At 48.2% G+C, this 23,984-nt stretch carries 19 protein-coding genes and 1 pseudogene; 3 read left to right on the forward strand and 17 right to left on the reverse strand.

The features are described from left to right. Positions 1-18 precede the first annotated feature (18 nt). From BFJ94_RS25390 to BFJ94_RS11585, 8 genes are all read right to left on the reverse strand, one after another. Positions 19-174: a hypothetical protein gene (locus tag BFJ94_RS25390; protein ID WP_162944244.1), complete on the reverse strand. Its 156-nt coding sequence runs from the start codon at positions 172-174 to the stop codon at positions 19-21. Positions 175-806: 632 nt separating this feature from the next. Continuing rightward, positions 807-1,820, reverse strand: a complete 1,014-nt coding sequence (locus tag BFJ94_RS11555; protein WP_162944245.1) for an extracellular solute-binding protein — start codon at positions 1,818-1,820, stop codon at positions 807-809. A gap of 142 nt (positions 1,821-1,962) precedes the next feature. After that, on the reverse strand, positions 1,963-3,048 hold the full coding sequence (locus BFJ94_RS11560) for an ABC transporter ATP-binding protein (protein WP_120462810.1): 1,086 nt from the start codon (positions 3,046-3,048) through the stop codon (positions 1,963-1,965). 40 nt (positions 3,049-3,088) lie between these two features. After that, entirely contained in the window at positions 3,089-4,747 is a 1,659-nt protein-coding gene (locus tag BFJ94_RS11565) for an ABC transporter permease (RefSeq protein ID WP_120462811.1), read from the reverse strand. Positions 4,748-4,840: 93 nt separating this feature from the next. After that, entirely contained in the window at positions 4,841-5,878 is a 1,038-nt protein-coding gene (locus tag BFJ94_RS11570) for an ABC transporter substrate-binding protein (protein WP_162944246.1), read from the reverse strand. Positions 5,879-5,902: 24 nt separating this feature from the next. Beyond that, the gene (locus BFJ94_RS11575) at positions 5,903-6,691 is read right to left on the reverse strand and encodes a DUF3919 family protein (protein WP_120462813.1); all 789 of its coding nucleotides are present in this window, start codon (positions 6,689-6,691) and stop codon (positions 5,903-5,905) included. A gap of 32 nt (positions 6,692-6,723) precedes the next feature. Continuing rightward, positions 6,724-8,163 (reverse strand): sensor histidine kinase, encoded by a 1,440-nt coding sequence (locus BFJ94_RS11580; RefSeq protein ID WP_162944247.1) that lies wholly within the window; start codon positions 8,161-8,163, stop codon positions 6,724-6,726. Between the two features lie 4 nt (positions 8,164-8,167). Further along, positions 8,168-8,836, reverse strand: coding sequence for a response regulator transcription factor (locus BFJ94_RS11585; protein WP_120462815.1), 669 nt, complete (start codon positions 8,834-8,836; stop codon positions 8,168-8,170). A 476-nt stretch (positions 8,837-9,312) separates the two neighbouring features. Between BFJ94_RS11585 and BFJ94_RS11590 the strand changes: the two genes are divergently transcribed. After that, positions 9,313-10,341, forward strand: a complete 1,029-nt coding sequence (locus BFJ94_RS11590) for a CdaR family transcriptional regulator (RefSeq protein ID WP_120462816.1) — start codon at positions 9,313-9,315, stop codon at positions 10,339-10,341. A gap of 289 nt (positions 10,342-10,630) precedes the next feature. On the opposite strand, the gene BFJ94_RS11595 is transcribed toward BFJ94_RS11590, so the two are convergent. The 7 genes from BFJ94_RS11595 to BFJ94_RS11625 form a co-directional block, all read right to left on the reverse strand. Beyond that, positions 10,631-11,791, reverse strand: a complete 1,161-nt coding sequence (locus tag BFJ94_RS11595; protein ID WP_120462817.1) for a glycerate kinase family protein — start codon at positions 11,789-11,791, stop codon at positions 10,631-10,633. A 222-nt stretch (positions 11,792-12,013) separates the two neighbouring features. After that, positions 12,014-13,321 (reverse strand): 6-phospho-beta-glucosidase, encoded by a 1,308-nt coding sequence (locus BFJ94_RS11600; protein ID WP_120462818.1) that lies wholly within the window; start codon positions 13,319-13,321, stop codon positions 12,014-12,016. A 55-nt stretch (positions 13,322-13,376) separates the two neighbouring features. Beyond that, a complete protein-coding gene (locus tag BFJ94_RS11605; protein WP_120462819.1) occupies positions 13,377-14,351 on the reverse strand; it encodes an N-acetylglucosamine kinase in 975 nt (324 codons plus the stop codon). Between the two features lie 119 nt (positions 14,352-14,470). Beyond that, entirely contained in the window at positions 14,471-15,850 is a 1,380-nt protein-coding gene (locus tag BFJ94_RS11610) for an ABC transporter substrate-binding protein (RefSeq protein WP_120462820.1), read from the reverse strand. 62 nt (positions 15,851-15,912) lie between these two features. Then, positions 15,913-16,818: a carbohydrate ABC transporter permease gene (locus tag BFJ94_RS11615; protein ID WP_308424630.1), complete on the reverse strand. Its 906-nt coding sequence runs from the start codon at positions 16,816-16,818 to the stop codon at positions 15,913-15,915. Continuing rightward, the gene (locus tag BFJ94_RS11620; RefSeq protein WP_120462821.1) at positions 16,818-17,708 is read right to left on the reverse strand and encodes a carbohydrate ABC transporter permease; all 891 of its coding nucleotides are present in this window, start codon (positions 17,706-17,708) and stop codon (positions 16,818-16,820) included. Before BFJ94_RS11620 ends, BFJ94_RS11615 begins: the two co-directional genes overlap by 1 nt. A gap of 260 nt (positions 17,709-17,968) precedes the next feature. Continuing rightward, on the reverse strand, positions 17,969-18,994 hold the full coding sequence (locus BFJ94_RS11625; protein ID WP_120462822.1) for a LacI family DNA-binding transcriptional regulator: 1,026 nt from the start codon (positions 18,992-18,994) through the stop codon (positions 17,969-17,971). 223 nt (positions 18,995-19,217) lie between these two features. Here BFJ94_RS11625 and BFJ94_RS11630 point away from each other — a divergent pair, with 223 nt between their 5' ends. Further along, entirely contained in the window at positions 19,218-20,009 is a 792-nt protein-coding gene (locus BFJ94_RS11630; RefSeq protein ID WP_120462823.1) for a histidinol-phosphatase, read from the forward strand. Between the two features lie 316 nt (positions 20,010-20,325). Continuing rightward, positions 20,326-21,321 carry a LacI family DNA-binding transcriptional regulator gene (locus BFJ94_RS11635; RefSeq protein WP_120462824.1) on the forward strand — a complete coding sequence of 332 codons (996 nt, stop codon included), beginning with the start codon at positions 20,326-20,328 and terminating at the stop codon, positions 21,319-21,321. 106 nt (positions 21,322-21,427) lie between these two features. On the opposite strand, the gene ltrA is transcribed toward BFJ94_RS11635, so the two are convergent. Both ltrA and BFJ94_RS11645 read right to left on the reverse strand, forming a co-directional pair. Then, positions 21,428-22,759, reverse strand: a complete 1,332-nt coding sequence (gene ltrA, locus BFJ94_RS11640) for a group II intron reverse transcriptase/maturase (RefSeq protein ID WP_120461934.1) — start codon at positions 22,757-22,759, stop codon at positions 21,428-21,430. Positions 22,760-23,493: 734 nt separating this feature from the next. Next, positions 23,494-23,948, reverse strand: a pseudogene (locus BFJ94_RS11645) (aldo/keto reductase). Positions 23,949-23,984 lie beyond the last annotated feature (36 nt).

Here is a 23,984-nt window from a genome sequence, read left to right on the forward strand (position 1 = left end):
ATCGATTTAAAACTCGTTTCATGCTTCCTGCTCCAGATAACCGCTGCCGGAGCAACGGCTGCAAGGGATAATTTTTTTGCCGTCGCATAGCGGGCTATCGTATTGTTCCTGGTTTTCAGCCAATGGGGTCAAGCATTCCAAATCGCCATTGCCGCCGCATACAGGACAATCCATACCGGGCACCCCCTCTTTATTGTTATATAACATTAATATTTTGTTGTTGTCATTATATAACAGTAAATCAAACTGTTCAATACTGTTTTATTAAAATTTTATTGTTATATAATAAATTAGGCTTAAGCATACGACAAAAAGGCAGGATGAGTCGCATCACTCACCTGCCTTGCTTGGATATGGGCAGCATCTTCCACCGACGATGGCAAGGGGCCGTAATTAAAAGTCGATCTTCCGACTTGGAGACACCTCTTTTGCGTGCCCAAACGTGCCCCAAAATGTGAACATCCCCCTGTTCTGGCTGCGGATCACGCAGACACGGACATAAATGTCCGTTAGCGTTAATTCTGTGGCACCTCGTTCTTGTAATGGACATAAATGTCCGTTAGCGTTGATTCTGTGGCACCTCGTTCTTGTAACAGAATAAATGTCCGTTACAAGGGAAATTGTCGCGAAAAATGGCATTTTGTGCTTCTAAGGGTCAAAAGTGTCCGTTAGAGGAGCGAAGTTGTTGTTTTCAGGCTCTAACGGACATTTTTGACCGCTAGATGAGAGAGGAAGGTTGCCATGCGATAAGTCTTGCGTCTGCCAGAGCAAGCTTCGCCTTGCACGACGGATTAAGCCCCAAGAAGCTATTCGCCCGCCTCCCGCCACTTGCCCAGCAGTTGCTCACGATGCTCGGCAGCGATGTCGAAGCGGTACGTCGGCAGCAGTTGATCAAGGTCAACCGCGGCTAGCAAAGGGTGAGCCTTAATATCCGGCAGCACGGGAAAAGAGAAGGCCGAGTTCATATAATCGGTCTGGGCGCTCCGCGACAGCACGAAGTAAACCAGCTTCTTCGCCCCTGCCTTATTGTCGCTGTTCTTCAAGATGGACACGGCTCCGACCTCCCAGCCAGCCTGCGGGGGAATGGCGGAATGGATGGCGTAGCCGGAATTGCGGAAGCGGAGCTGATCGCCCATGAAGCTCACAACCGCAGCGACCTCGCCCTGGGCCAGTCTCTGCGCAGAGCTGATGCCCGAGAACGTCGTCGTGGCGCACTGCTGCTTCAACGACTGCACCAGCTTGATCGCCTGATCCTCACCGCGTTCCTGTGCGATCGAAGCCAGCAGTGTATATCCCGTTCCCGATGTCTCTGGATCTGGAATCTCTATCTTGCCTGCCAGCTCGGGACGCAGCAGATCCTCATATCGTTCCGGCAATGGCAGGGAGGCAAGCTGCGGATCCTGCTGCCACACCTGCTCATTGACGCCGATCGCCAGCGGGCCCATATACATTCCGGTCCAATAGCTGCTGCGATCCTTATATTTATCAGGAATCTGATCACTCTGTCTCGGCGCATAACGGATCAGTTTCCCGCTATTCTTCAATTGCTCATGCAGGTCTGCCGGACCGCCAAGCACGACATCTATCCCGGTTTTGTTCATCGACAGCAGATGATAGCTAGCCTCACCGCCGGACATCCGAATCACCTCATAGGGTATCCCGGTTTCCTTCTTGAACTTCTCCAGCAGAATACGCGATTCATCCTCCTGGAAGATCACGTAGATCTTCAGCGGCTGATTGCTGGACTGCCCTGGATAGAACCAGACCACGGCAAGGATGATAAGTACGAACAATGCGAGCATAACGCCCCTCTTCTTCAAATGAACCACTCCCCCTGTTAAAACAAGTCTGAACCAGCCCCGCACGGCTATGTTTCCGAAATACATAAAAACACGCCAAAAAAGGAAAACCATCGTTTTCCTTTTTCTGGACTTCTAAACTCATGAGTCTGATCCTGATCGATTATGAGTCCGTCTTCTTGATAATATGAATTTTCTCGGCAGCCGCAGTTATCCGCACGACCCCTTCAAAAGTTTTCTTACCGATATCATAAGCATCGACAATCCACTCTTTGCCGATCTCATCGACGAGGAAGTAACGCTGCTTCTCACCTAAGAACATCGAGGATTTGATGAGCCCGGTCATATGGAATTCACCAATCTCCGGCTGTTCAATCCGTAGCGACTCCGGCCGAACGCATAGCAGAACCTCTTCACCGACGGCAAGCTTCTCACTGGTCTCGGTCGTCACTGTATCTCCAGCCTGCCCGTATTGAACCGTCGCCATCCCGCTTTCGTATTTTACTACCTTCGCATCGGCGAAATTCGTGGTTCCGATAAAGTCGGCGACATACTGCGTCTTCGGCTCATAATAAATTTCATGCGGCGTACCATACTGATCGATGGCTCCTTTATTAAACACCACAATCTGATCCGACATCGACAGCGCCTCAAGCTGATCATGTGTCACATAAATGACGGTCAGTCCCAGCTCCTGCTGAATCGCTCTAAGCTCAACCCGCACCTCTTCACGCAGCTTGGCATCGAGATTACTGAGCGGCTCATCGAGCAGGATGATCAGCGAGTTCATAACCAGAGCCCGGGCCATGGCGACCCGTTGCTGCTGACCGCCGGACATTTGATGCGGATACCGATCTTCCAGTCCGGTTAGCTTGACCTGAGCCATCGCCGCCTCGACCCGCTGCTGGATCTCTCCTTCAGGCCGCTTCATAATATCCAGCCCGTAGGCGATATTATCGAAGACGGTCATATGAGGGAATAGCGCATATTCCTGGAACACCATCGGGGTGCCGCGTTTATATGGAGGCAGATCATTCACCATCTCTCCGTCGATCCACACCTCACCCTGATCCACGGTATAGAAGCCTGCGATCGAGCGCAGCAGCGTCGTCTTGCCGCAGCCGCTCGGGCCAAGGAAGGTAATGAATTTGCCCCGTTCAATTTGCAGGTTTATATTTTTCAGGACATGGTTATTGCCGAACACCTTATTAACATCTTTCAAATCGAGCAGAATATTGGTTTCCATCATGTCCACTCCTTTCTTTTATCGCTAAAGTAAATGTTCCCTCTTAAAAATCGAATATCTTTACTTTGGAGCGGAAGATTAGCTTGATAACCCCCAGCGTACCCAGCGTTGCGCCCATCAGACCGACCGCTACCGCAGCGGCCCAATAATAGGTGCCCGTCTCCGCATAGTTGAAGATCGAGACAGAAGCAACGACCCATTTCGGGGTGATCAGGAAAATAATCGTACTCAACGTATTCATATTTTTCATGAACGCATAGACGAAATTCGCTACAACCGTCTTCTGCAGCATCGGGAATACGATCGTCGTCAACGTCTTGCGGCTGTTCGCGCCGAGATTCGTCGCAGCTTCCTCAATCGATTTATCGACCTGCTTGAAGGCTGCGGTCAAACCGCGGTAACCGACAGGCATCTGCTTCAGCAGCATGGCGATGATAATCAGCGCCGCCGTCCCTTGCAGCACAATCGGCCCCTTGCTGAACGCCACGATCAGAGCCAGACCGACGAAGGTACCTGGAAGAGCAATCGGCAGCACGGCACTGAAGTCAAGCAGCTTCTTGCCCGGAAAAGGCTTGCGGATCACGATATAAGCAAGTACCAGCGCAAAAGCAACCGCCAGAATAGCACTGATCAACGACAGAACCAAGCTGTTCATGACCGCCGGGCTGGATGAGCTGAATACGACCTGCCGGATATGATCCAGCGTAAAGCTGTTATTGCGGCCGAAATTCTTCGTGAAGGCAAACAGAATAGTCACGCCAAACATCAAAATGATGAATAATGAGATCAGGCTGTTGAACGTAAATAGCAGGGCATCCATTTTCTTAGATGTAGTAATGCGCTTCAGACCGGATACCGGCTTCCCTGTAATCGTCGAATATGAACCTTTGGATAGCAGCTTATTCTGCATCCAGAACACGAGCAGTGCTGGAATAACGAGGATGATCCCCATGACGGACGCAAGTCCTGGCTCATTGTTAATAATTTCCCCGTAGATTTCCACTGCGAGCAGCGAGTAATTACCGCCAATCAGCTTCGGATTCCCGAAATCGGCGAAGCAATTAATCGCGACTAACAGGAAAGCATTGAGCACACCGGGAAAAGCAAGCTTGAGCGTAATCGTACGGAACAGCTTGAAGCCCCGCGCCCCGAGATTCTGCGCTGCAATCTCCAGATTCGGTGAAATCGAACGCAGCACACCGGTGATTGTCATATAGGCCAGCGGAAAATAAGAGATCGTCTGAACGATCCACAGCCCCGGCAATCCATACAAGTCGAGCTCAAAATGGAAGTTCGTATTCAGCCATTGCGAGATCATCCCGCCACGGCCAAACAGGAGCAGAAACGCCAGACCACTCATAACCGAAGGGGCCAGCAGTGGCATAAAGGCGATGAATCGGAAGAATTTCTTCCCTCTAATATTGCTGTAATGTATCGCATAAGCGTAAATAAAACCGACCGCCGTCGCCGTAAATGCCGAGAGCGAGGAACTGACCACTGTATTTAATAAAGCTCTGCCGTAGCGCGGCTTACTAAAGAACGTCCACCAATTATCGAAGCCGGATGAAAATACGACCACGATCAACGGATAAATGACGAACAAGACAAGGAAAATAAAGCTGGTCAATACGAGCACAAGCGTTGACGGATCCTTGAAGAGCCTCTTGATCGACTCCCCAATGCCTGTTTTTTCTTTCATCATAGGGGGCGACTCCCACCTTTCTACTGTCTATTAGGGGCACTTGCTAACCGATCGATCCGGTAGACCATGCCCCTCTCCATCTAGATGGCTCTCTTATTTCAAATCCTTCAACGCGCTTTGCAATTCCTTGCGCTGCGCAGCAGCCTTCAGCAAATCATAGGCTGAGTTGTAATTCGTCGATTTGATGTCAATCCCGCCTTCTGGAATCGGCACCGAATCTTTCACAGATACAGCATAAGCGGACTGGGTATAAATCTGGCCTGGCTCGTTCGTAAGCATGTAATCCATCAGCTTCTTCGCAGCTTCCGTATTCGGGCCATTCTTGACGATAGACAAAGCGCCCACTTCATAGCCAGCAGCCTCAGGTACAATACTTACAATCGGATTCCCTTGATATTTGATCTTCAATTGGTCGCCGAGGAAGGTTACCCCGATCGTGTACTCCCCTTTTGCCGCCTTTTGAATCGGTTCAATACCGGATTTCGGTCTCTCTTTCAGATTAGGCAGCAATTCTTTCATATAGTTCAGCATTTCATCTTCGCCCCATACTTGAGCGAGGGAAGCTACCGCCGTATAAGCCGTACCTGATGTCGCCGGGTCAGACATACCGATTTCACCTTTGAATTTCGGATCAGTCAGGTCTTTGAAGGACTCAGGATAAGGTGCGTCGCCATATTTTTCTTTCCAACGATCCTCGTTAATGCCGATAGCTACAGGATTCAGATAGAATCCAGTCCAATAGCCCTCTTTATCCTTCACATTGTCAGCAATGTCCGCCGCATTCGGGGACACATAGGCCTCAAGTGTACCTGCTTCCTTCAATACCTGGTGGGAGTCAGCCGGGCCGCCCATCAGGAAGTCAGCTTGCGGATTTCCCGCTTCATTCTGAATCCGGGATACAGCCTCGCCGCTAGGCAAGCGGAGAATATCATAGTCTATACCGGTTTCCGCCTTGAATTTGTCCAGAATTTTACGCGCTTCTTCCTCCTGGAAGATAGAGTAGACGGTAATTTTCTGTTTTTCTTTTCCGCCGAACACTCCAGATTTGTACATAAAGAACCCCGCTACTAATACGATCACAACGACTGATAAAATGATGACCGAGCCGCTATTTCTTCTATTTCTCGCCATTGAAGTTAACCATCCCTTCATGTTTCAATATGAGGCATCGTTTAACTTGAAATAGGCTCTTTGGTTCGTCTCATCCAGCAGGTCATACACCACGATATAAGCACTGTTATACCGATCCAGATGAATCCAGTGCTTCTTCGCCTGCTCGCCGCCTTCCAGCTGAATGACAAAATGTGCATCCGGTGGCTGCTGCAGATCGGTAAAATGGCTGAAATCGATAATTCGCGTAGCCGCCGTAATCTGCGCTGCAAGCTCCTCCCTCTCGGCTTGTGACAGTACCGTCAGCTCACCCGCTTCCAGCGTGAACACCTCATTCCCCCCGTTCTCTACCGCAGAACTGATCATCGCGGCCGACAGGATTTTATCAATGAGAGTGCTCTGCAGCTTGCGGATTCCCGCGCTGACATCCAAGGAATTAACCGTCTCTTCGCCAAACTGGAATGCACTTGTCTCCACCTGAAATGGGGTATCCTCCTGATCCAGATAGGTCATCCTTCCCGTCAACAGCAGCCGTGGGGTCTGTTTCTGCTCGCGCAGCTTGCCGGCGGACAGCAGGCCGGAGAAGGAGGATTTCAATTTCAGCAATTCCTTCGGATCCTCAATGGAGATCGTGCCGAGCCCCGGATAGGTAATATCGACACGCATCGGTACCCCCGATATACGCTCAAGCCGATCCTGCTGCTGTGGCACAATCTGCACCACATCAACAGGTACCCGGAAGGAGTACGCGCAGATGCCGATGAACAAGCATCCTACGATGACTTGCAACAGGATGAGGCGAAACCATGAAAGCCCTTTCTTATCCTCTGGCATTAACTTTACCCTCCATATATATCAAAAAAATTTTAGATTTGTATCAGTTTTGTAACAGCGCTTACATTCGGCGGATTCATCGAAAACTCCAATCTGACCTCCGTCCCCTGCCCCGCTTCGCTGGCTATGATGATGCTTCCCCCCTGCAGCTCCATGAACTGTTTGCAGATCGGCAGCCCCAGACCATGCGAATCCTCCGAGATGACGCGATCCTGCTTCTCATCCGCAGGCAGGAATAACCGCTCCTGCTCAGGAATCCCCTTGCCGTTGTCCACAATGCGGACGATACCGCAGCGCTCCTGCTGGGCAAGCTCAATATGAAGCAGCGTGCATTCGCTATGCTTAGTCGCATTATCGATGACATTGAACAACACCTGCTGCGCCCGCTTCGGGTCCAGGTAGACGATACAGGGTGATATTTTCACCGAGGTCGATATATTCGACTTCTTGAGCGTTGGTTGCAAGACATGTAGCGTATCCGATATAATGTCGCCCAGCTCGGCCTGCTCCACCAAGATATGCCAGGCTTCCTCGCCTTTCAACGAGGTCTGCAGCAGCTCCTCGACCATGTTCAGCAACCGGGTACTCTCCTTGCGAATGTAGAAGTTACAGTCCTGAATATCCTCGATCCGCTCCATTCGGGCTATAAGATCGGAGAATCCGATAATGGAGGTGAGGGGTGTTTTTAACTCATGGGTGATGTTATCGTAAAAAGCTTTCTGCTTGCCCCGTTCATAGTGAAGCATATCGATATGATGCCGCAGTGCATCTGACATATGGTTGAAATCTCTGGCTAACTCGCCGACTTCATCCTGCGTGTTCACTTCAATCCTCCGGCTGAAATCACCGACAGATACTAGCTTGAGTGCTTGCTGCAAGGCATGCAGTGGCCGCATCAAGAAGGAGGAGAAGGAGTAGCTGGCTAACAGCGATAGCGCGAGACAGCCCAGCGCCGCTCCGATGAACCAGATACGCATCTGATTCATGGTGGCGATATTCTCATGCAGATCCAACAAATAGCGGAATCCGTCTACGATTTTCCCCTCATACCAGAAAGGTACGGAATATATTAAATATCGGGTGCCGTCCCCCTCGGCCATCACTGTAGCCGTCTCTCCGGCCAGAGCCGCCTTAATATCATCCCGTTTCAGCAAATTCTCCTTATCACTGCTGCTGCCGACGATCGTCTCATCCGGCGCGAACAGCTGCACCTGAAAGTTAATGCTCGAGGCCAGGTGGGACGCGATGAAAGGGGCATATTTGCCGGAAAATAATTGCTCGATATCGATCTTCTGATCATTCACAATCTTCAAGGCCTCGATCCGATGGAGTGCAGAATACTGGTTCAAGGTCTGTGTATCGCTCTCGATCATGCTCTTATTGAGCGTATAGGTGACGATGAAATACATCGCCGTCAACAGCATCACGATCGTAACCGCGTGCTGGATGAACATTTTATTACGCAGCCCCATACCGTTAAACCTCCAGTTTATAGCCTGTACCATGCACGGTAGCTACCAAATACTCATGAGGCTTCAGCTTCTCTCGTAGCCGCTTCACCATCATATCGACGGAGCGCGTATGGCCATAATATTCATAGCCCCAGACCTGGTCGAGCAGTTCCTCGCGGGTAAATACCTTCTTGGGATTGCTGCACAGCAGCCACATGAAATCGAATTCCTTGCTGGTCATCCTGAGCGGCTGGCCCGCGATCATGCAGGAGCGTTCATCCTTATCGATCTCGATCACCCCGAGTTGAATCATCTCGGACGATGTAACCGTTTTCTGCATTCGCCGCATGACAGCCTTGATTCGTTCAATCAGCTCCCGGGTTTCGAACGGCTTCGTCAAGTAATCATCTGCCCCGAGCTGGAAGCCTAATATTTTGTCATTCATTTCATTTTTGGCCGTAAGTACGATCACTGGCACAGTTCTATATCTCTGCTGCAGTATTTGAAGCAGCTCAAAGCCAGAGCAGTCCGGCAGCATAAGATCGAGCAGGATCAAATCGATGTCGCCAGCCTCTAGCTCCTTCAAGCCTGCCGCGACAGTCCCGGCAACTCTCGGGTGATACCCCTCAACCTTCAAGCTCAATTTCAACAGCATCTGAATGCTGGGATCGTCCTCTATAATTAATATGTTCATACGTATCCCCCCATTTTATCGCTTTATGACCTACCTTTATCATAACGGATGGTTCGGCTGTAGCGCATTATTTTCCATTAATTGTTATTTTCCGTTCGGTAGTACAAGTCTCTCGAAGCTCTAACGAAACGCCATATCGTTATTTCGGCAAAATCAGCAACTTTTCAAATCTAATGAAACACCTTATCGCTATTGGAGTAAAAATCCACCGTTTTGCCCCTTTTCTGCGGCAATAGCGATACCCAGTTTCGTTACATTTTAAAATCGCCCCTTTTGGCGAAAATAGCGATACCTAGTTTCGTTATAATTCCAGGGGCAGGTATTTACCTTTGGAGAGTGACAAGCGGATATATACACGTATGCGGATTCCGCAAGTTATGCTATGATTTGAACCATAGTTTAGTTCATTTGCACAATTCATTATCCAAATTATGTATATCACCCGAAGTATTCCAGCAGATAGAGGAGGAGCCACATTGTTTCAACTTTCGCGTGAGCAAGCCCAGAAGATTGTCGATCAAATGATGGAGGATATCCCTTACAACATCAATATTATGAATCACGAAGGCATCATTATCGGCAGCGGAAATCCGTCGAGGGTCGGGACCGTTCATCAGGGAGCTGTCCAAGCGCTGGCGAGCGGAAAAATGGTGAAAATCTGGAAGGATGGCCGCTATGAGAAGCAGGGTACTAACGAACCGATCGTCATTAACCATAAACGGGTCGGGGTCATCGGTATCAGCGGAAATCCAGAGGAGGTCAGCCCGTTCTGCCGCATCGTGAAGACGACGGTCTCTCTCCTGATCGAGCAAGGAATCGCCCTGAAGAGTCTGGAGGATGAAGCGAACCGCAAAAAAGCCTTCCTGGAAAGCTTGCTCAGTCATGCTGGCGCTTATTCCCAAAGGCTACAGAAAGAAGCTCTGCAATATAAAATCGATCTGCTGCTTAAATCTACCGTACTGCTCGTTCGAAATTGCAAATTAGGCAAGGAATATTCCAAGCTATGGCTTCTCGCCCCCTCGTTCATGATTGAAGAGAATACCCGGATGCTGGTCATTCAGGATAAGGGCAGTGTAGGTAATTTCATTGAGCGACTGCTTGCTGGTCAGCCGGATATTCTGATCGCCGCCGGGAATCATGAAGCTAATATAGCTACCAGCTACGTTCAGGCCAAGAGCACGATGAATGTAATGCAAGCGCTTGAGCTGCCCCAACAGATCATTCACTATGACGAAGTGGAGTTTCTCGTCAAGCTAAGCGACGCTCGATTGCATGAGAATGGAAATATCGTCAGCAAGCTGGAGGACACCGCCGATCTCTTGGATACACTGCGGGTCTTCATCAATCAGGATGGCAGCATCTCCAATACGTCCGAGCGATTGAATATTCATCGCAACACCCTGCAATATCGGCTGAAACGGATCAAAGCGATCACCGGCAAGGACCCGAGGAACCTACTTGAGCTGTTCGAACTGATGCATAGCCTGCTGGCTTTATACAGCTAGAGTGAAAAAGTGCAGAGGGGCGGTCTAAAGTCGATCTTCCGACTTGAAAGACGCCTCTCATGCGTGCCCAAAGATGTGAACAGCCCCCTATTCTGGCCGGATCACTCGGACACGGACATCAATGTCCGTTAGCGTTGATTCTGTGGCACTTCTGCCCTTGTAACGGACAATATTGTCCATTACAAGGGCAATTGTCGCGAAAAATGGCGTTTTGTGCTTCTAAGGGTCAAAAGTGTCCGTTAGAGCCGCGTAGTGGTTGTGTCATTGCTCTAACGGACATTTTTGACCGCTAGATTAGCGGAGAGTCCTGACCACTTAGAGCGATCAGTCTGGCGATATTCTCGCAGGTACGTTCCACATTCTGCGCACCTTCGGCCAGTACCTTCTCCAAATTAGCAGCTCCCGGCACTATGCCGAATACCGCGTCGATCCCTTCATCATAGAGAGTATCGATGCCCTCGCCGAGATAACCAGCCACGGCGATCACCTTCTTGCCTTGCTCCTTGGCCGCCTGGGCCACCCCATAAGGCGTCTTACCGAACTTCGTCTGGAAGTCGATGCCGCCTTCGCCAGTCAGTACATAGTCGGCCTGGGCCAGCTTATTCTTCAAATCGGTATGCTCTATCACGATTTCAATGCCCTTCTTAAGCGTAGCTCTGGTGAAAATGAGCAGGCCCGCTCCAAGCCCCCCGGCTGCGCCTGCGCCGGGATAATCACGCACGTCCTTGCCCAGCTGCCGCTTGACAACCTCGGCATAATGAGCCAGGTTATGATCCAGCTGCTGCACCATGTCCGGCGTGGCCCCCTTCTGCGGGCCGAACACCCGCGATGCGCCATGCTCGCCGCATAGCGGATTCGTGACATCGCTGGCTACGATCAGGTTTACCTCCTGTAATCGCGGATCCAATCCGGATACATCGATCGAAGCCAGCTGGTCCAGCCCGCCGCCGCCGCGCGGAATCTCCTTCCCCTCCGAGTCGAGGAATCTCGCGCCGAGCGCTGCGGCCATCCCCGCGCCACCATCATTCGTGGCGCTTCCGCCGATGCCGATAATGATCCGCTGCACCCCGCGATCAAGACACTCGGCAATCAGCTCTCCCGTCCCGTAGGTCGTCGTGATCAGCGGATTCTTCGTCTCCTTGCTCACCAGATGTATCCCGCTTGCCGAGGCCATTTCAATAGCCGCGGTTACACCATCGCCAAGCATCCCGAATTTCGCCATAACTCGCTGCCCCAACGGGCCGGTAACTTCCTTCTCGTAAATCCGTCCGCCACTCGCATCAACGAGCGACTGCACCGTGCCTTCGCCGCCATCCGCCATCGGCACGTGGATATAATTCGCCCGCGGATACACCTTTCGCAGCCCTCTCTCCATCGCCATACATACTTCCTTGGCCGTCATACTCTCTTTGAATGAATCCGGCGCCAACACAAATGTCTTCTCCATCATTCTCTCACCCCACCCGTATCTTTTGTTCCTCCTAAGTTGAATTTTTCTGTCTCTATCTATTGGATACGCTTTCATTATAGGGCTTTACAGCTTATTTTTATATTGATTAACGGACGAAATTCATTGTTCAAATGCACAATCAAGTATCAAATGATCAACCCAAAAGAGACCAGCCAAGGCTGATCTCTTTTGGGTTGATTCCCTACTTACTCTGCTCCAAATTTATTTAAAAAATGCTGGTAAATATTGCCTGTTACATTCCAGCATCTCGTCCAGCAATATCTTGGCTACCTTGACGGATGGAACTAACGGATGGCTTGCCATCGCTTGTAGTGCGATGGATCTGTCACCAGTTATTGCGGCTTCAATCGTGAGTCTCTCATAGGTTTTAACCGCTTGGATAAGACCTTTCGTTTGCTCAGGTACACATGTGACCGACACTGGAATGGGACCATTACTCGTCACGAGACAGTTCACCTCAATGCTGGCATCAGCCGGAAGGAAATCGAGAATATTCCCGTTCGAGACATTCAAAGTCTGAACATCGCGCTTATCATTACATAGCGATTCCATCAGATTCACAGCTGCTTCAGAATAATACGCACCCCCACGTTGTTCCAGTTGCTTCGGCTTATCTTGCAAATTGGGGTCCTTGTAAAGTTCAAATAATTCATCTTCGACTCTCTTCACGACATCGGCACGAGTACCATTGGCGTTCAATGATTCTATTTGCTCCTCAAGCATAACGTCCGTCATGTAGAAATATTTCAAATAATAAGAGGGATATCCGCCTAATCCACTCAGGAATTCAGGATCCCATTCAGATGGGGGAACATTCTTGGCGGAATAATCCTCACGATGATCTAGCATTTCCTGAAGCTTATCCTCACCATCCACCTCGATCCGAGTTACCCAGTGCAGGTGATTCAATCCTACAAACTCCGTATAGATGTGATCGATCGGCGTATTGTACTGTTCGCTTAATCTCTTCTGGAGACCAATGGGCGCATTGCAAAGTCCGATACTTTTTACATTCGTATGCCGGTTAATCGCCTCGGTAACCATCCCCGCTGGATTTGTAAAATTCAACAGCCAGGCGTCAGGACTTAACTCCTCGATATCCTTGCAAATATCCAGTAAGACAGGGATGGTCCGCAGGGCCTTCATCATTCCCCCTGGTCCCGTCGTTTCTTGACCGATCACCCCATGCTGGTTCGGAATATGCTCATCCCATTTCCGCGCCTCCAGCAGCCCCACTCTCATTTGCGTTGTAATAAAATCAGCTCCAGCGATAGCTTCACGGCGATCCAAAGTCAGGAAAACTTGAATCGGAAGGCCCGATTTAGCCACCATACGTTTAGCTAGTTCTCCGACAATTTCAAGTTTATGTCTGCCTTGCTCAATATCAACCAGCCATAGTTCTCTAACTGGCAATTGTTCATATCTCTGAATAAAACCTTCTACAATTTCCGGAGTGTATGAAGAGCCCCCACCGATGACTGCGATTTTCAAACCTTTACGTCGTTCCATGCTGATTCATCTTCCCTTCAACTAATGAATTATGATCATTGTATTTTTGAACCCATTACACCAGATTGTAATCCGATACCGTCCGAAGCTGCTCATATACTTCCTCAGGAAGAGAGCCCCCCTCAGCTTCAAAAGCCAACCATAACGCTCCCACGACAGGTTCCACTTGAAGCTTCACAAGAGAAGCATGAGGGGCGCATCCCTTAACCGCTTGCTCAATATAGGGATGAATAAACCGCGCTTCACCTCGGGTAATAACGCTTCCTGCCAGCACGACATCAAACTTGTCATTCTCCATACCCAAACGTCGGATGACAGCCTGTGCCGACTTGCCTAGCTCCTCCCCTTGTACTCGCAGTATATGGGTGGCCACTTCATCTCCTTCGGCTGCAGCCTGAAAAATCAATTTCACGGTGCTAAGCGGAGGATACTTGTCATGATCCAAATAATCATTAAACATGGTCGATACATCGTTATATCCCAGATGCTCTAGAAGCAGTTCCGTTAACCGTGTCGGCTGCTCACGTCCGTCCCAAGCCCGAATAACCGCCCGAAAGGCCTCGACACATAACGTTGCGCCGCCGCCGAAATCCCCGAACATATAAGAAAAACCACCGCATTGATAAAATTGTTCCCGGGGACTAATCCCCGCACTATTCGTGCCCGTTCCGCAGATCAACACAATTCCATACGGACGATCTGTTCCGGCCCGAAGAGCAATCACCGTATCGCAGTTCAGATCATATTTCGGAAATTCCATTTCTGCGAGCATCGGTCTCAATATTTGATAATCTGCTTCGCGATCGGCACCAGCTAACCCAAAATAAGCAAAGGTAATGTCGTTTCGACTAAGGCCCGCTTGACCGAGTGCCATCTCCACGGACTCCCTGAGACTATATTTAGCTTCCTCATAATCGATTTGATGATTGCCGTTCCCGCTATGCCCTTTTCCAATGATCCTTCCATGTTCATCAGCGATCAGCGCATACGTCTTGCTTCCGCCAGCATCTACGCCTAAATAATATTTCAATGGATCCACTCCTATGATTGCATGTTTGTCTGAGTCTAGATGAGTTATTTAGTGAGAGTAAAAATGAGGGAAGGGATGACTCCACTCCCCCCACCATATCGCACTCCAGTTGCCGGATGTTATTTGTTCACACGTTCCAACAGTTTATCTAATTTCTTCTGAATTCCTTGCATCACTTCAGGTACTGGTTTCGTATTATTCTCAGCGGCGGCAAACTCATTGATGAACAGTTCATTAATTTGCGAATAGTTCGCTACCAAGTGGTTGTAAGACTCCACGCCGTATTTGTTCGCGCCATCATATACATTCTTAATGGCTTCCGGATCAACACCCTCGAAGCTGTTATAATATTTATCTTTCGCTTGATCATTAATTGGAGGTGTCCCCCCGCTGAGCTCGATTGACTTTTCCTGAACATCCTTGGAAATGAGGAACTTAATGAATTCATAGGCCTCTTTGGGATGCTTGGAATCCTTCAATACGAATAAGGGGTCAACATACAGCACGCTTCTTTCTTCATCATTGCCGCCATAAGGAACAGCCGCTACACCAATTTTAAAGTTGAATTGGTCTTGACTCGCCAGGCTCCATGAACCGCCAACCGTCATCCCCACTTTACCGGACAAGAATGGATCTCCAAATTGACCTGCTACAGATTTAGACCATGCTGGAGTTGGGGATACCTCTTTATCCCAAATCAAGTCGATCAGTTGCTGGTAAGCGTCAATCGCTTCCGGGGAATCGAAATGTGTTTCACTTGGTTTACCTCCATTGGTCCAGGTGTCATCGGAGTATACTTTGACTCCGAAATACGCTGGTCTCATATCCAATTCGCCCCAACCAAAGTTTACGCCATAAGCTGATTTTTCAATATCATCATCACGAACGGTCAGCTTGTCTGCAACTTCGACCATTTTGTCGAATGTCCAGCTTTTGTCTTCATAATCTGAAGGGGGATACGGCAAGCCTGCATGATCAAACATATCTTTGTTATAGAGCAATACGGTCACATAGTTGCTGAAAGGAATACCGTATGTTTTACCGTCAACCTTGTAAATGTCCATGAGTTCATCTTGAATGCCAAAATCAGAAGGTTTGAAGCCATCCTCGTTCATAATATCCGTTAGATCGGTTAACAAGTCTTTATTGTAGTATTCCGCGAAACCACCGTAGCCGAAATGAGAGGTGATATCCGGTGCATTTTTCGCCGCGATATTCGCTTGTAGCTTGGAGTCGAATTGCTCGTATGGGGCTTTCTCTACCTTCACCTTAATATTCGGATGAGCGCTTTCAAAGTCAGGGATTAGTTTCTCTACATAAGTTCTATCTGGAGAGTCGATGGTATAGTAAGTAATGGTTACAGGGCCTGAGCTTTTTTCTCCAGTACCGGAGCTCTCCTTGCCACTACTATTACTATTACCACCGCAAGCAGACAAAACGAAAACCAATACCAGAATCAGACCTGGAAGTAAGCGCAACTTCTTCTTAGCTTGTTTCATTCAAATATCCCCCTTTAAAAAAGTTTGTATATATCAAATAATTGAACGCATCCTTCGATCAATTACTTAATACCGGTAAGGACAATCCCTTCCGTAAAGTGCTTCTGTGCTGAGGCAAAAATCGCTATTATCGGCAGTGTCGTCATGATCGAGGCACACATCAACAAGTTGTAAGGAGCAATCCGGAACTTGGATGACATCATGGCTGCCAAACCTACAGGCAAAGTGAACTTCTCCTGAGAACTCAGGTACAATACAGGGCCGAGCAAGTCATTCCATGTCCAAATAAATGTAAAGATCGCAACGGTAGCAAGGGCTGGGCCCGAGAGTGGAAGCGCTATTTTCCAAAATAAACGAAATTCCGTGCAGCCATCGATTCTTCCTGAATCATACAGTTCATTAGGTAGCGACATGAAGAATTGTCTTAATAAGAAGATTTGATAAGCTGAGCCTAAGAAAGTCGGTACGATCAGCGGCAAGAATGAATTGACCCACCCCAAATTAGAGAAGAGAATGAATTGGGGGATCATCACGGCCGGATAGGGCAGCATCATAGTAGAAATCATCAGCATGAACAGAATTCTCTTGCCTTTGGCCCGATATCTCGTAAATCCATAAGCGACTAAGGCGGATGAGAATACGGTACCGATCACAGATACTACGGCGACAATGATACTGTTCTTATACAGGATGCCGAATTTGATTTCTTCATTCGCGAAGAGTGTCCTAAAGTTCTCCCAAGCGAACACCCGCGGAATAATGGTAGGCGGAAATTGCAGCATTTCCTTCGATGTCTTAAGGGCTGTGGATACCATGAATACCACGGGGAAGATCATCGTGATGGTAATGCAAATTAATAGAATAAAAGCAATAATCTCGCCAATTGTCATTTTCCGCCGTGAATCCGCCTTTAAAGCTGCAGGGTCCATGGTGACATGCGTATTTCTCTCAGTTACGGAGTTACTCATTAATCCCGTCCCCCCTCATAGTAGACAAATCGATTTGATGATTTCATAATGATCACGGTTACGATGAGTATGGCGAGCAGCAGTAGCCAAGCCATCGCAGAAGCATACCCGAGTCGGAAGTCCTTGAATGCGCTTACATAGACGTTAAAGACGTAGAATCTTGTTGAATAGTTCGGCCCCCCCTGCGTCATTACGTAAGCTTGCGTAAATACCTGGAAGGACTCAATGACAGCCATAATCAATTGGAATAAAAATACGGGGGAGATCATCGGGAAGGTGACGTTCCAGAATGTCTTCCATTTACTTGCCCCATCCAATCTTGCTGCCTCAAGCAAACTCGCCGGAACACCTTGCAAGCCAGCCAAGAATATAATCATCCCTGCTCCTACGCCCCAAAATGTCATGATGATTAGTGCCCACATAGCGAACTTCTCATCTAAGAACCAAGCGGGTCCTTTAACCCCGAATAATGAAAGAATGTAATTGAAGATTCCTGCCTCCGGATTAAAGATCCAGAACCATAACAGGGACATCGAGACGCCGGATATCATACTTGGAAAGTACATCGCTGTTCGAAAAAATCCTTGAGCCGGAATTTTCATATTAATGAGCATTGCAAAGATCAAAGAAAGGAATAGGCCCAGAGGAACACTAATAAAAGTGTATTTCAACGTAACTACAATAGATTTGTAGAATAATTCATCCTGGAACAGTTCCCTGAAATTGTCCAAACCGATAAATGTAGGCTTACTGATAATGTCGTAATCTGTAAAACTATAATACAGTGATGATAAAATTGGATATAACGCAAAGACTAAAAATCCGATTAACCATGGCGAGATAAATAGATAGAAATAGAAATTCTCGCGTTTGGACTCAGATAATTTCATCCTTACAATCCCTCCCCTTTTTTGTGTTTTTGCAATGCCCTGATTTTTTATTAAAGTTAAAGGGCTTTAACTTTATCAATATGTGTTAATCCTAATCATATTCATGACATTTGACAATACTTTTTTAACTTAAGTTAAACTTTCGGTTTATTTTCTGGATATAACTTGATAAATTCAACCTTTTCTCTTACAAGTTCTTTGTAGAACTATAGGATTCCCCTCGGAAATTCTGCTGATTTTATCGAAATATATTAAAGCGTTTAAACTTTTATCGGCAAATTATCCGATGGATTGTCCCGCCGCGGTGTTCCCGTAGATTCTCTTACAATTAACTCGGGATCAAACTCCGCAATTATATTTCGCTTAGCTGGCTCTTCGATCAATTTCAGCAGCATCTCGACGCCTTGCCTTCCGATCTTCTCAACGGGCTGACGGACCGTGGTTAGGGAAGGATGAAATTCTTTGGAGTATATCTGGTCATCAAATCCAACCACCGAAACATCTCGCGGAATCCGTATCCCCTCATTCTTAAATGCATCTATAATGCCAAAGGCTATAAAATCATCCGCTGCGAATACCGCGGTAGGCAATTGCCCTGACTCCATCCAACGCTTCGCGATCTCATAACCTGAAGTAATACTGAATATGCCTTGTTCAATACTGAATGGTTCCAGCCCAGCCTCTTCAAGAGCAGCGAGGAAGCCTCTCTCCCGTTCTCGGCTGCTTAAAAGCGGTTCAGAACCTCGAATATGAGCAATTTGAGTATGCCCGAGCTCTATCAAATGCTTGGTCGCATCATAACCCCCTTTGTAATTGTTCACAATAACGGAAGGCACTGTAGGATTACGCTGCTGGTTATCAAGAATCACAAAAGGGATCTTCCGTTTCTTAAGCTCCATTAAATAGATATCGGCATTAGTCGGTGACAGCAAGATGACTCCATCCACCCGATCTTCTTGAAACATAGAACGATGAAAGGTATCTTCATGCTGCGAAATAGAAAGTGCCAGGAAATAATCATGCTCCGCTAAACAGTCGTTCACTTCTGTAACTATAGCATCAAGAGCGGTATCATGCAGGGTATTCAACATGAGCCCGATGATTCCCGTTTTGCCGCTTGCCAAGCTTCGAGCAGACGAGTTCGGTCGATAATCTAACTCCTTCATAGCCTGTAATACCTTTTCCCTGTTCTTCTCGCGCACGGAGGAAGCATTATTAAGCACTCTAGATACGGTAACAACGGATAGTCCCGACTTCTTGGCTACATCAAAAATACTAACTCTCATGACAAACCGCCCCTATTTACCACGATTTTACAATAACATAACATATTTCGAGTGATTTATCACATGCAACGTCAGGATTTTCTGAGCCATCCAATATTGGAAGGTAAGATAGAAAGTAAGATAAGTAGAAAAAAAGAAAAATGAGTCATATATGTGATGAAAAATGATCCTATCCTACGTTATAGTTTGCTTCAGACCGACAAACCGTGGGAGGATTTGAACTATGAAATTTGATTTCCATACGCATCATGAACGTTGTGGCCATGCTACAGGAACTTTGCGGGATTATGTTACAGCCGCAGTGGAGAAGAATTTACAGAGCATTGGACTTTCCGACCACTTGCCATTATTCGCAGAGGAAGCCGATCATCCTTCTCCTGATGGATGTATGGCTAAGAGCGAGTTTCCCCATTATGTAAAAGAAGTGCTGCAATTAAAACAGGAATTCGCAGGAAAGATCGATGTTCTTCTAGGCGCAGAAGCCGACTTTATCCCAAATGGCTTAGACATTTACCGCGAGATCATCACGAGTTACCCGTTCGATTATGTCATCGGCTCCGTGCATGAATTCGCTGGCCATGGTCTCTATGATTCCGAACATTGGGATCGATTGACCACGCAAGGCAAGCTCGACTTTAAGAATAGTTATTACTTCCATGTTGCCCAATCTGCAAAGACCGGCTTATATGATATTCTAGGTCATGTTGATGCTTTGGATCGTTATTTATCCGACTATAAAGCGTACCACACAGAAGTTGCGGATGAGACACTTCGGACGATTGCTGAGCATGATGTGGTGATCGAGATTAACTCCTCGGATGAGCATTGGGTACCCAATGGAGCATTGCTGGAGAGAGCCTTCCATTATGGTGTAAAGGTTACTTTCGGGTCCGATGCCCATGAACCTGAACAGGTAGGAGATCATTTCGAGGAAGTAAGACAACATCTGTTACAGATTGGATATCGTGAATGGGCCTTATTCAAGCAACGAAAAAGAACGATGATCTCTCTCTAATCTGTGGTGCAAACGCCATCTGCGTTCGAATAAATCACAATGACCAGCCAGCTAACCTCATTATGAATCAAGGTTAGTGGGCTGGTCATTTTTGCGCATTACCTGGGAGTCTTCTTCCCGCGATTCTGCTCTAGCCTAGGCAGCATAAATCTTAATTAAATGGAAGGGTTCGTTTATAATAAAGAATAAGCCTGCCATTTGTTCAAAATCTGCATGATCAATGACCAGGTATACGGCATTCCAAGCCATATGTATGTTACACTCATGCTATATAAACAAGGATAAATCGCGGAATATACACGCAAGGAGAATGTAAATGAAGGTAAGCATTTTTGATGTTGCAAAAAAATCCGGTCTATCCGTTGTCACCGTGTCGCGTGTATTAAACGGGGCAGAGACCGTACGAGAGAAAAATCGGCAAAAAGTGCTGGAAGCCATCAAGGAACTGAACTACCAGCCTAGCGCAGCTGCTCGTAGTCTGGCCCGGGGAAAGACGGGGATCATCGGCCTGATCGTGACGACGCTTCAGGACTCCTTCTTCGACGCGGTCGTTAAGGAACTGAATGAGATTCTGTCGCTGCAGGGGTATTTCCTGGCCGTATCGGTATCGACCGGTATGAACTCCGATGGCAACCATGATCTGTTACAGGAAGATCGGGTCGACGGCCTGATTCTCCTCTCTCCGATGGAGGAGAGCAAGTATCTCTTGGAATTGAAGCGGCGTGCCATCCCCTATGTATTGATCGATAACCAGCTTCCAGAGAATGATTCCTATTCGATCACGGTCGACAACTATGATGGCGGATATGCAGCTACGAAGCATCTGCTAGAGCTTGGCCATACTTCCATCGCCCATATATGCGGAGAGGAAATGTTCCGCAGTACGCGGGAGCGGCGCAGCGGATTTCTTCAGGCCCTTCAAGATCACGGGCTGGCTCCATTTGAAATCGTGCATGGCGAATTCGATATTGCCTCTGGCTACGAGGCCTGCCAGCGTTGGCTCGCTGAGGGGAATTTGCCCTCGGCAGTCTTCGCCGGAGACGATCATATCGCTCTCGGCGTGATCAATGCTCTGCTGGAGGCCGGAGTTCCCGTGCCCGGCCAGGTCTCGATCGTCGGCTATGACGATCATTATATCGCTTCCCAGCTGCGGCCGCATTTGACGACCGTCCGCCAGCCTGCGGACAAGATCGCCCTGGCAGCGGCCGACATGCTGCTGAGCCGCATCTCCGGCAAAATGAAGCGCGGCGCCGGCATCCGCATCGATCCCGAGCTGATCGTGCGGGAATCGACCGTCGCCGCCGCAGATTAGGTTAGAGAAGCCATTTTGAATTCTGTAGAGTAAAGGGCTGGGTTTACCAGCCCCTCCTCATCAAACCGTACGTGCGGTTTTCCCGCATACGGCTTTCCGACATTCTTCACCTTGGGCAGTACGTACTTTTCCTTTTCCACGTCGTAACCGAGTTCAAACCCTCTCGTTGGAGTAACTCAAAGATCCCCTGGCTCGGTCTGCGTCTATGGTGTTTCTTCCTCCAGAAGATTAGCAATCTTCTTCGAATATACCAATCGATCTTACTCAGAAAACGGTTTGCTATCCCTTTATCCGCTTGGGTGTAGTAGTTCCTCCATCCTCGGATTTTTGGATTGAGTTCCCCGATCAAGTCATTTATTTTCTTGTGGAGTAGATGTCGTGAGCCCGTTATCTCTTTCACCGTCGCTCGCATTTTCTTCATCGCCTTCTTGGATGGAAAGCTTCTCAAAATATGAGCTTCCTTTCCCCCTTTGCGAGCCACTTTTAATCTCCGAAAGTGATGTCCCAAGAAATCAAAACCCACATCATCGTCCCATATGTTCACCAGCTTACTCTTCTCTAGGTTCATTTCCAGTTCCAAGCGGGTGAACACCGTTCTTAAGATGCGAATCGCCTCCATCGCTTCCGTTTTTCGGTAGCATAAAACGACTAAATCGTCAGCATACCGGACCAGCGTACCGATATGGGAGAATTGTTGCTCCCATATCGTATCCAGATAGTTGAGGTAGATATTGGCCAGTAATGGAGATATCACGCCGCCCTGCGGACTTCCCAGCTCTGATTCATAAAACTGATCATCTTTTATGATTCCTGCCTTTAACCATCCGCGGATTAGTTTCAATACTCTACGATCGTTTACTCGCCTCTCTACCAGCATCATCAGTTTCTCATGCGATATATGATCGAAGTATCCTTTGATATCCACATCGACGACCCAGTATATTTTCCCTTCATTGACCGTCGTCATGATTTTCTGGATCGCATCGTGGGCACCTCGTTTCGGGCGGAATCCATAGGAGAAGTCCTTGAAATCTGCCTCGAAGATCCCTTCTAGCACGATTTTTGTGGCCATCTGTACCAGTCGATCTCGCAGGGTTGGAATCCCCAAGGGTCTTGTTCGACCATCCCCTTTAGGGATTTCGACTCTCCGAACGGGAGAGGGGCGGTACGTTCCATTTCTGAGTTGACCACAGGTTTCCTGGATAAAGCGTTTCTCTCCATATTCTTCGGTAATCTGCTGGATCGTTACTCGATCTATCCCCGCGCTACCTTTGTTTGCTTTGATCTGTTTCCACGCGTAGGTCATGATATCTTCCCGGTAGATCTTGTCATAGAGGGCATGAAATCGACGTGTCGGTTTTTCCTTAGCCGCAAGGTATAGAGTTCTTTGTAGTTGTCGAGCTTTTTCTTTGGCGTAGTTAGCCTTTCGGGCATTCACTCGCTCTTACCTCCTCAGTTCCCATGAATGAAGTGGGGTATTGTCTTTTGACGCCCTTCCCTCCGCAAGGTTATGTTGTCCTTTGCCTCATCAGTACTATGGCCCCCTCCGACTCCCTTCCCACGGATTCCCATTTCACCTATTTAGGCTTATAGGTTCACCATTTACGTATTTTTTTCGTGTGGGTGAGGGTCTCCCTAGTTCCAGACATAACTTTCTCCACATGCCGACCCCTATACACCGGAGAGTTCTTCCGCACTGCGATCCAAGTTCTTCATGCGTTCCATGGCCTTCACCCTTTCGCTCGGGGCTCGGCACTCTCTTTTCCTCCCTTTGAGGTAGGTTAACCTTGACGATGCGGTAGGGTTCATTTTCATTACGGCCTGTGGATTTGCTTCACATGTTTTTTTTTACATGCTTTTTACAGGGCTTCAGTCCACGAATTTCGTCGTAGACTGCCTGCTAGCTACGGGGCAGCTTGGTCTTTACCCCGACTGAACTTTCATCAGTTAGTTATGCCTAGCTTGGCTAGGCGCGCAACGAAACCAGGTAACGCTATTTGCACCAAAAGGCGCCTCAAAAAATGATAACGAAACTGGATAACGCTATTGAGCATGATTGGCTGCTTAAAGCCTGAATTTAGCTCAAATAGCGTTATGGAGTTTCGTTAGATTCGAGGGAGCTTTGTTTTGGAGCAAATAGCGTTCTGTAGTTTCGTTACGATATCAATTGCTTTACCAAGCGTAAGCTTGCGGCGCAGAACCACCAGGGCCCGGGAAAATCTCATCGAGACGCTTCAGCACAGCTTCATCCAGCTCGATCTCACAGACACGAAGTGCGCCTTCCAGTTGCTCCAGGGTACGCGGGCCGATAATCGGAGCGGTCATGGCAGGGTGGACCAGCGTCCAGGCTAGGGCAACATTGGCTTCGCTCTCGCCAAGCTCATGGCAGAGCGCCGCGAACTCATCAAGCTGCTTCGCATGCTGCTCGTAGCGCGGGTTCCTCTCGGTTCTCGAGCAAAATTACTGGAACCGAGATAGCCGATCTTCCCAAAATTAATCCCCGCATCCAAAGCGGCATCCATAATCCGGAAAGCTTCCTTCTCATCCGTCGATACGCCAAAATTCATCGTACCCAGGCATAATCGGCTTACCTTCAATCCTGAACGTCCCAGCGCAGCATACTTCATCCGAACACACTCCTTATCAAAATTCTTCGGAAAGAA

It is taken from the genome of Paenibacillus aceti, from assembly GCF_003614185.1.
GTDB classification, from domain to species: domain Bacteria; phylum Bacillota; class Bacilli; order Paenibacillales; family Paenibacillaceae; genus Fontibacillus; species Fontibacillus aceti.

Bases quoted from the DNA above. Each gene is read 5' to 3' on its own strand.
- BFJ94_RS25390 (WP_162944244.1), bottom strand. From the start codon at position 174: ATGGATTGTCCTGTATGCGGCGGCAATGGCGATTTGGAATGCTTGACC.
- BFJ94_RS11560 (WP_120462810.1), bottom strand. From the start codon at position 3,048: ATGATGGAAACCAATATTCTGCTCGATTTGAAAGATGTTAATAAGGTG.
- BFJ94_RS11565 (WP_120462811.1), bottom strand. From the start codon at position 4,747: ATGATGAAAGAAAAAACAGGCATTGGGGAGTCGATCAAGAGGCTCTTC.
- BFJ94_RS11570 (WP_162944246.1), bottom strand. From the start codon at position 5,878: ATGGCGAGAAATAGAAGAAATAGCGGCTCGGTCATCATTTTATCAGTC.
- BFJ94_RS11575 (WP_120462813.1), bottom strand. From the start codon at position 6,691: ATGCCAGAGGATAAGAAAGGGCTTTCATGGTTTCGCCTCATCCTGTTG.
- BFJ94_RS11580 (WP_162944247.1), bottom strand. From the start codon at position 8,163: ATGGGGCTGCGTAATAAAATGTTCATCCAGCACGCGGTTACGATCGTG.
- BFJ94_RS11585 (WP_120462815.1), bottom strand. From the start codon at position 8,836: ATGAACATATTAATTATAGAGGACGATCCCAGCATTCAGATGCTGTTG.
- BFJ94_RS11595 (WP_120462817.1), bottom strand. From the start codon at position 11,791: ATGATGGAGAAGACATTTGTGTTGGCGCCGGATTCATTCAAAGAGAGT.
- BFJ94_RS11600 (WP_120462818.1), bottom strand. From the start codon at position 13,321: ATGGAACGACGTAAAGGTTTGAAAATCGCAGTCATCGGTGGGGGCTCT.
- BFJ94_RS11610 (WP_120462820.1), bottom strand. From the start codon at position 15,850: ATGAAACAAGCTAAGAAGAAGTTGCGCTTACTTCCAGGTCTGATTCTG.
- BFJ94_RS11615 (WP_308424630.1), bottom strand. From the start codon at position 16,818: ATGAGTAACTCCGTAACTGAGAGAAATACGCATGTCACCATGGACCCT.
- BFJ94_RS11620 (WP_120462821.1), bottom strand. From the start codon at position 17,708: ATGAAATTATCTGAGTCCAAACGCGAGAATTTCTATTTCTATCTATTT.
- BFJ94_RS11625 (WP_120462822.1), bottom strand. From the start codon at position 18,994: ATGAGAGTTAGTATTTTTGATGTAGCCAAGAAGTCGGGACTATCCGTT.
- BFJ94_RS11630 (WP_120462823.1), top strand. From the start codon at position 19,218: ATGAAATTTGATTTCCATACGCATCATGAACGTTGTGGCCATGCTACA.
- BFJ94_RS11635 (WP_120462824.1), top strand. From the start codon at position 20,326: ATGAAGGTAAGCATTTTTGATGTTGCAAAAAAATCCGGTCTATCCGTT.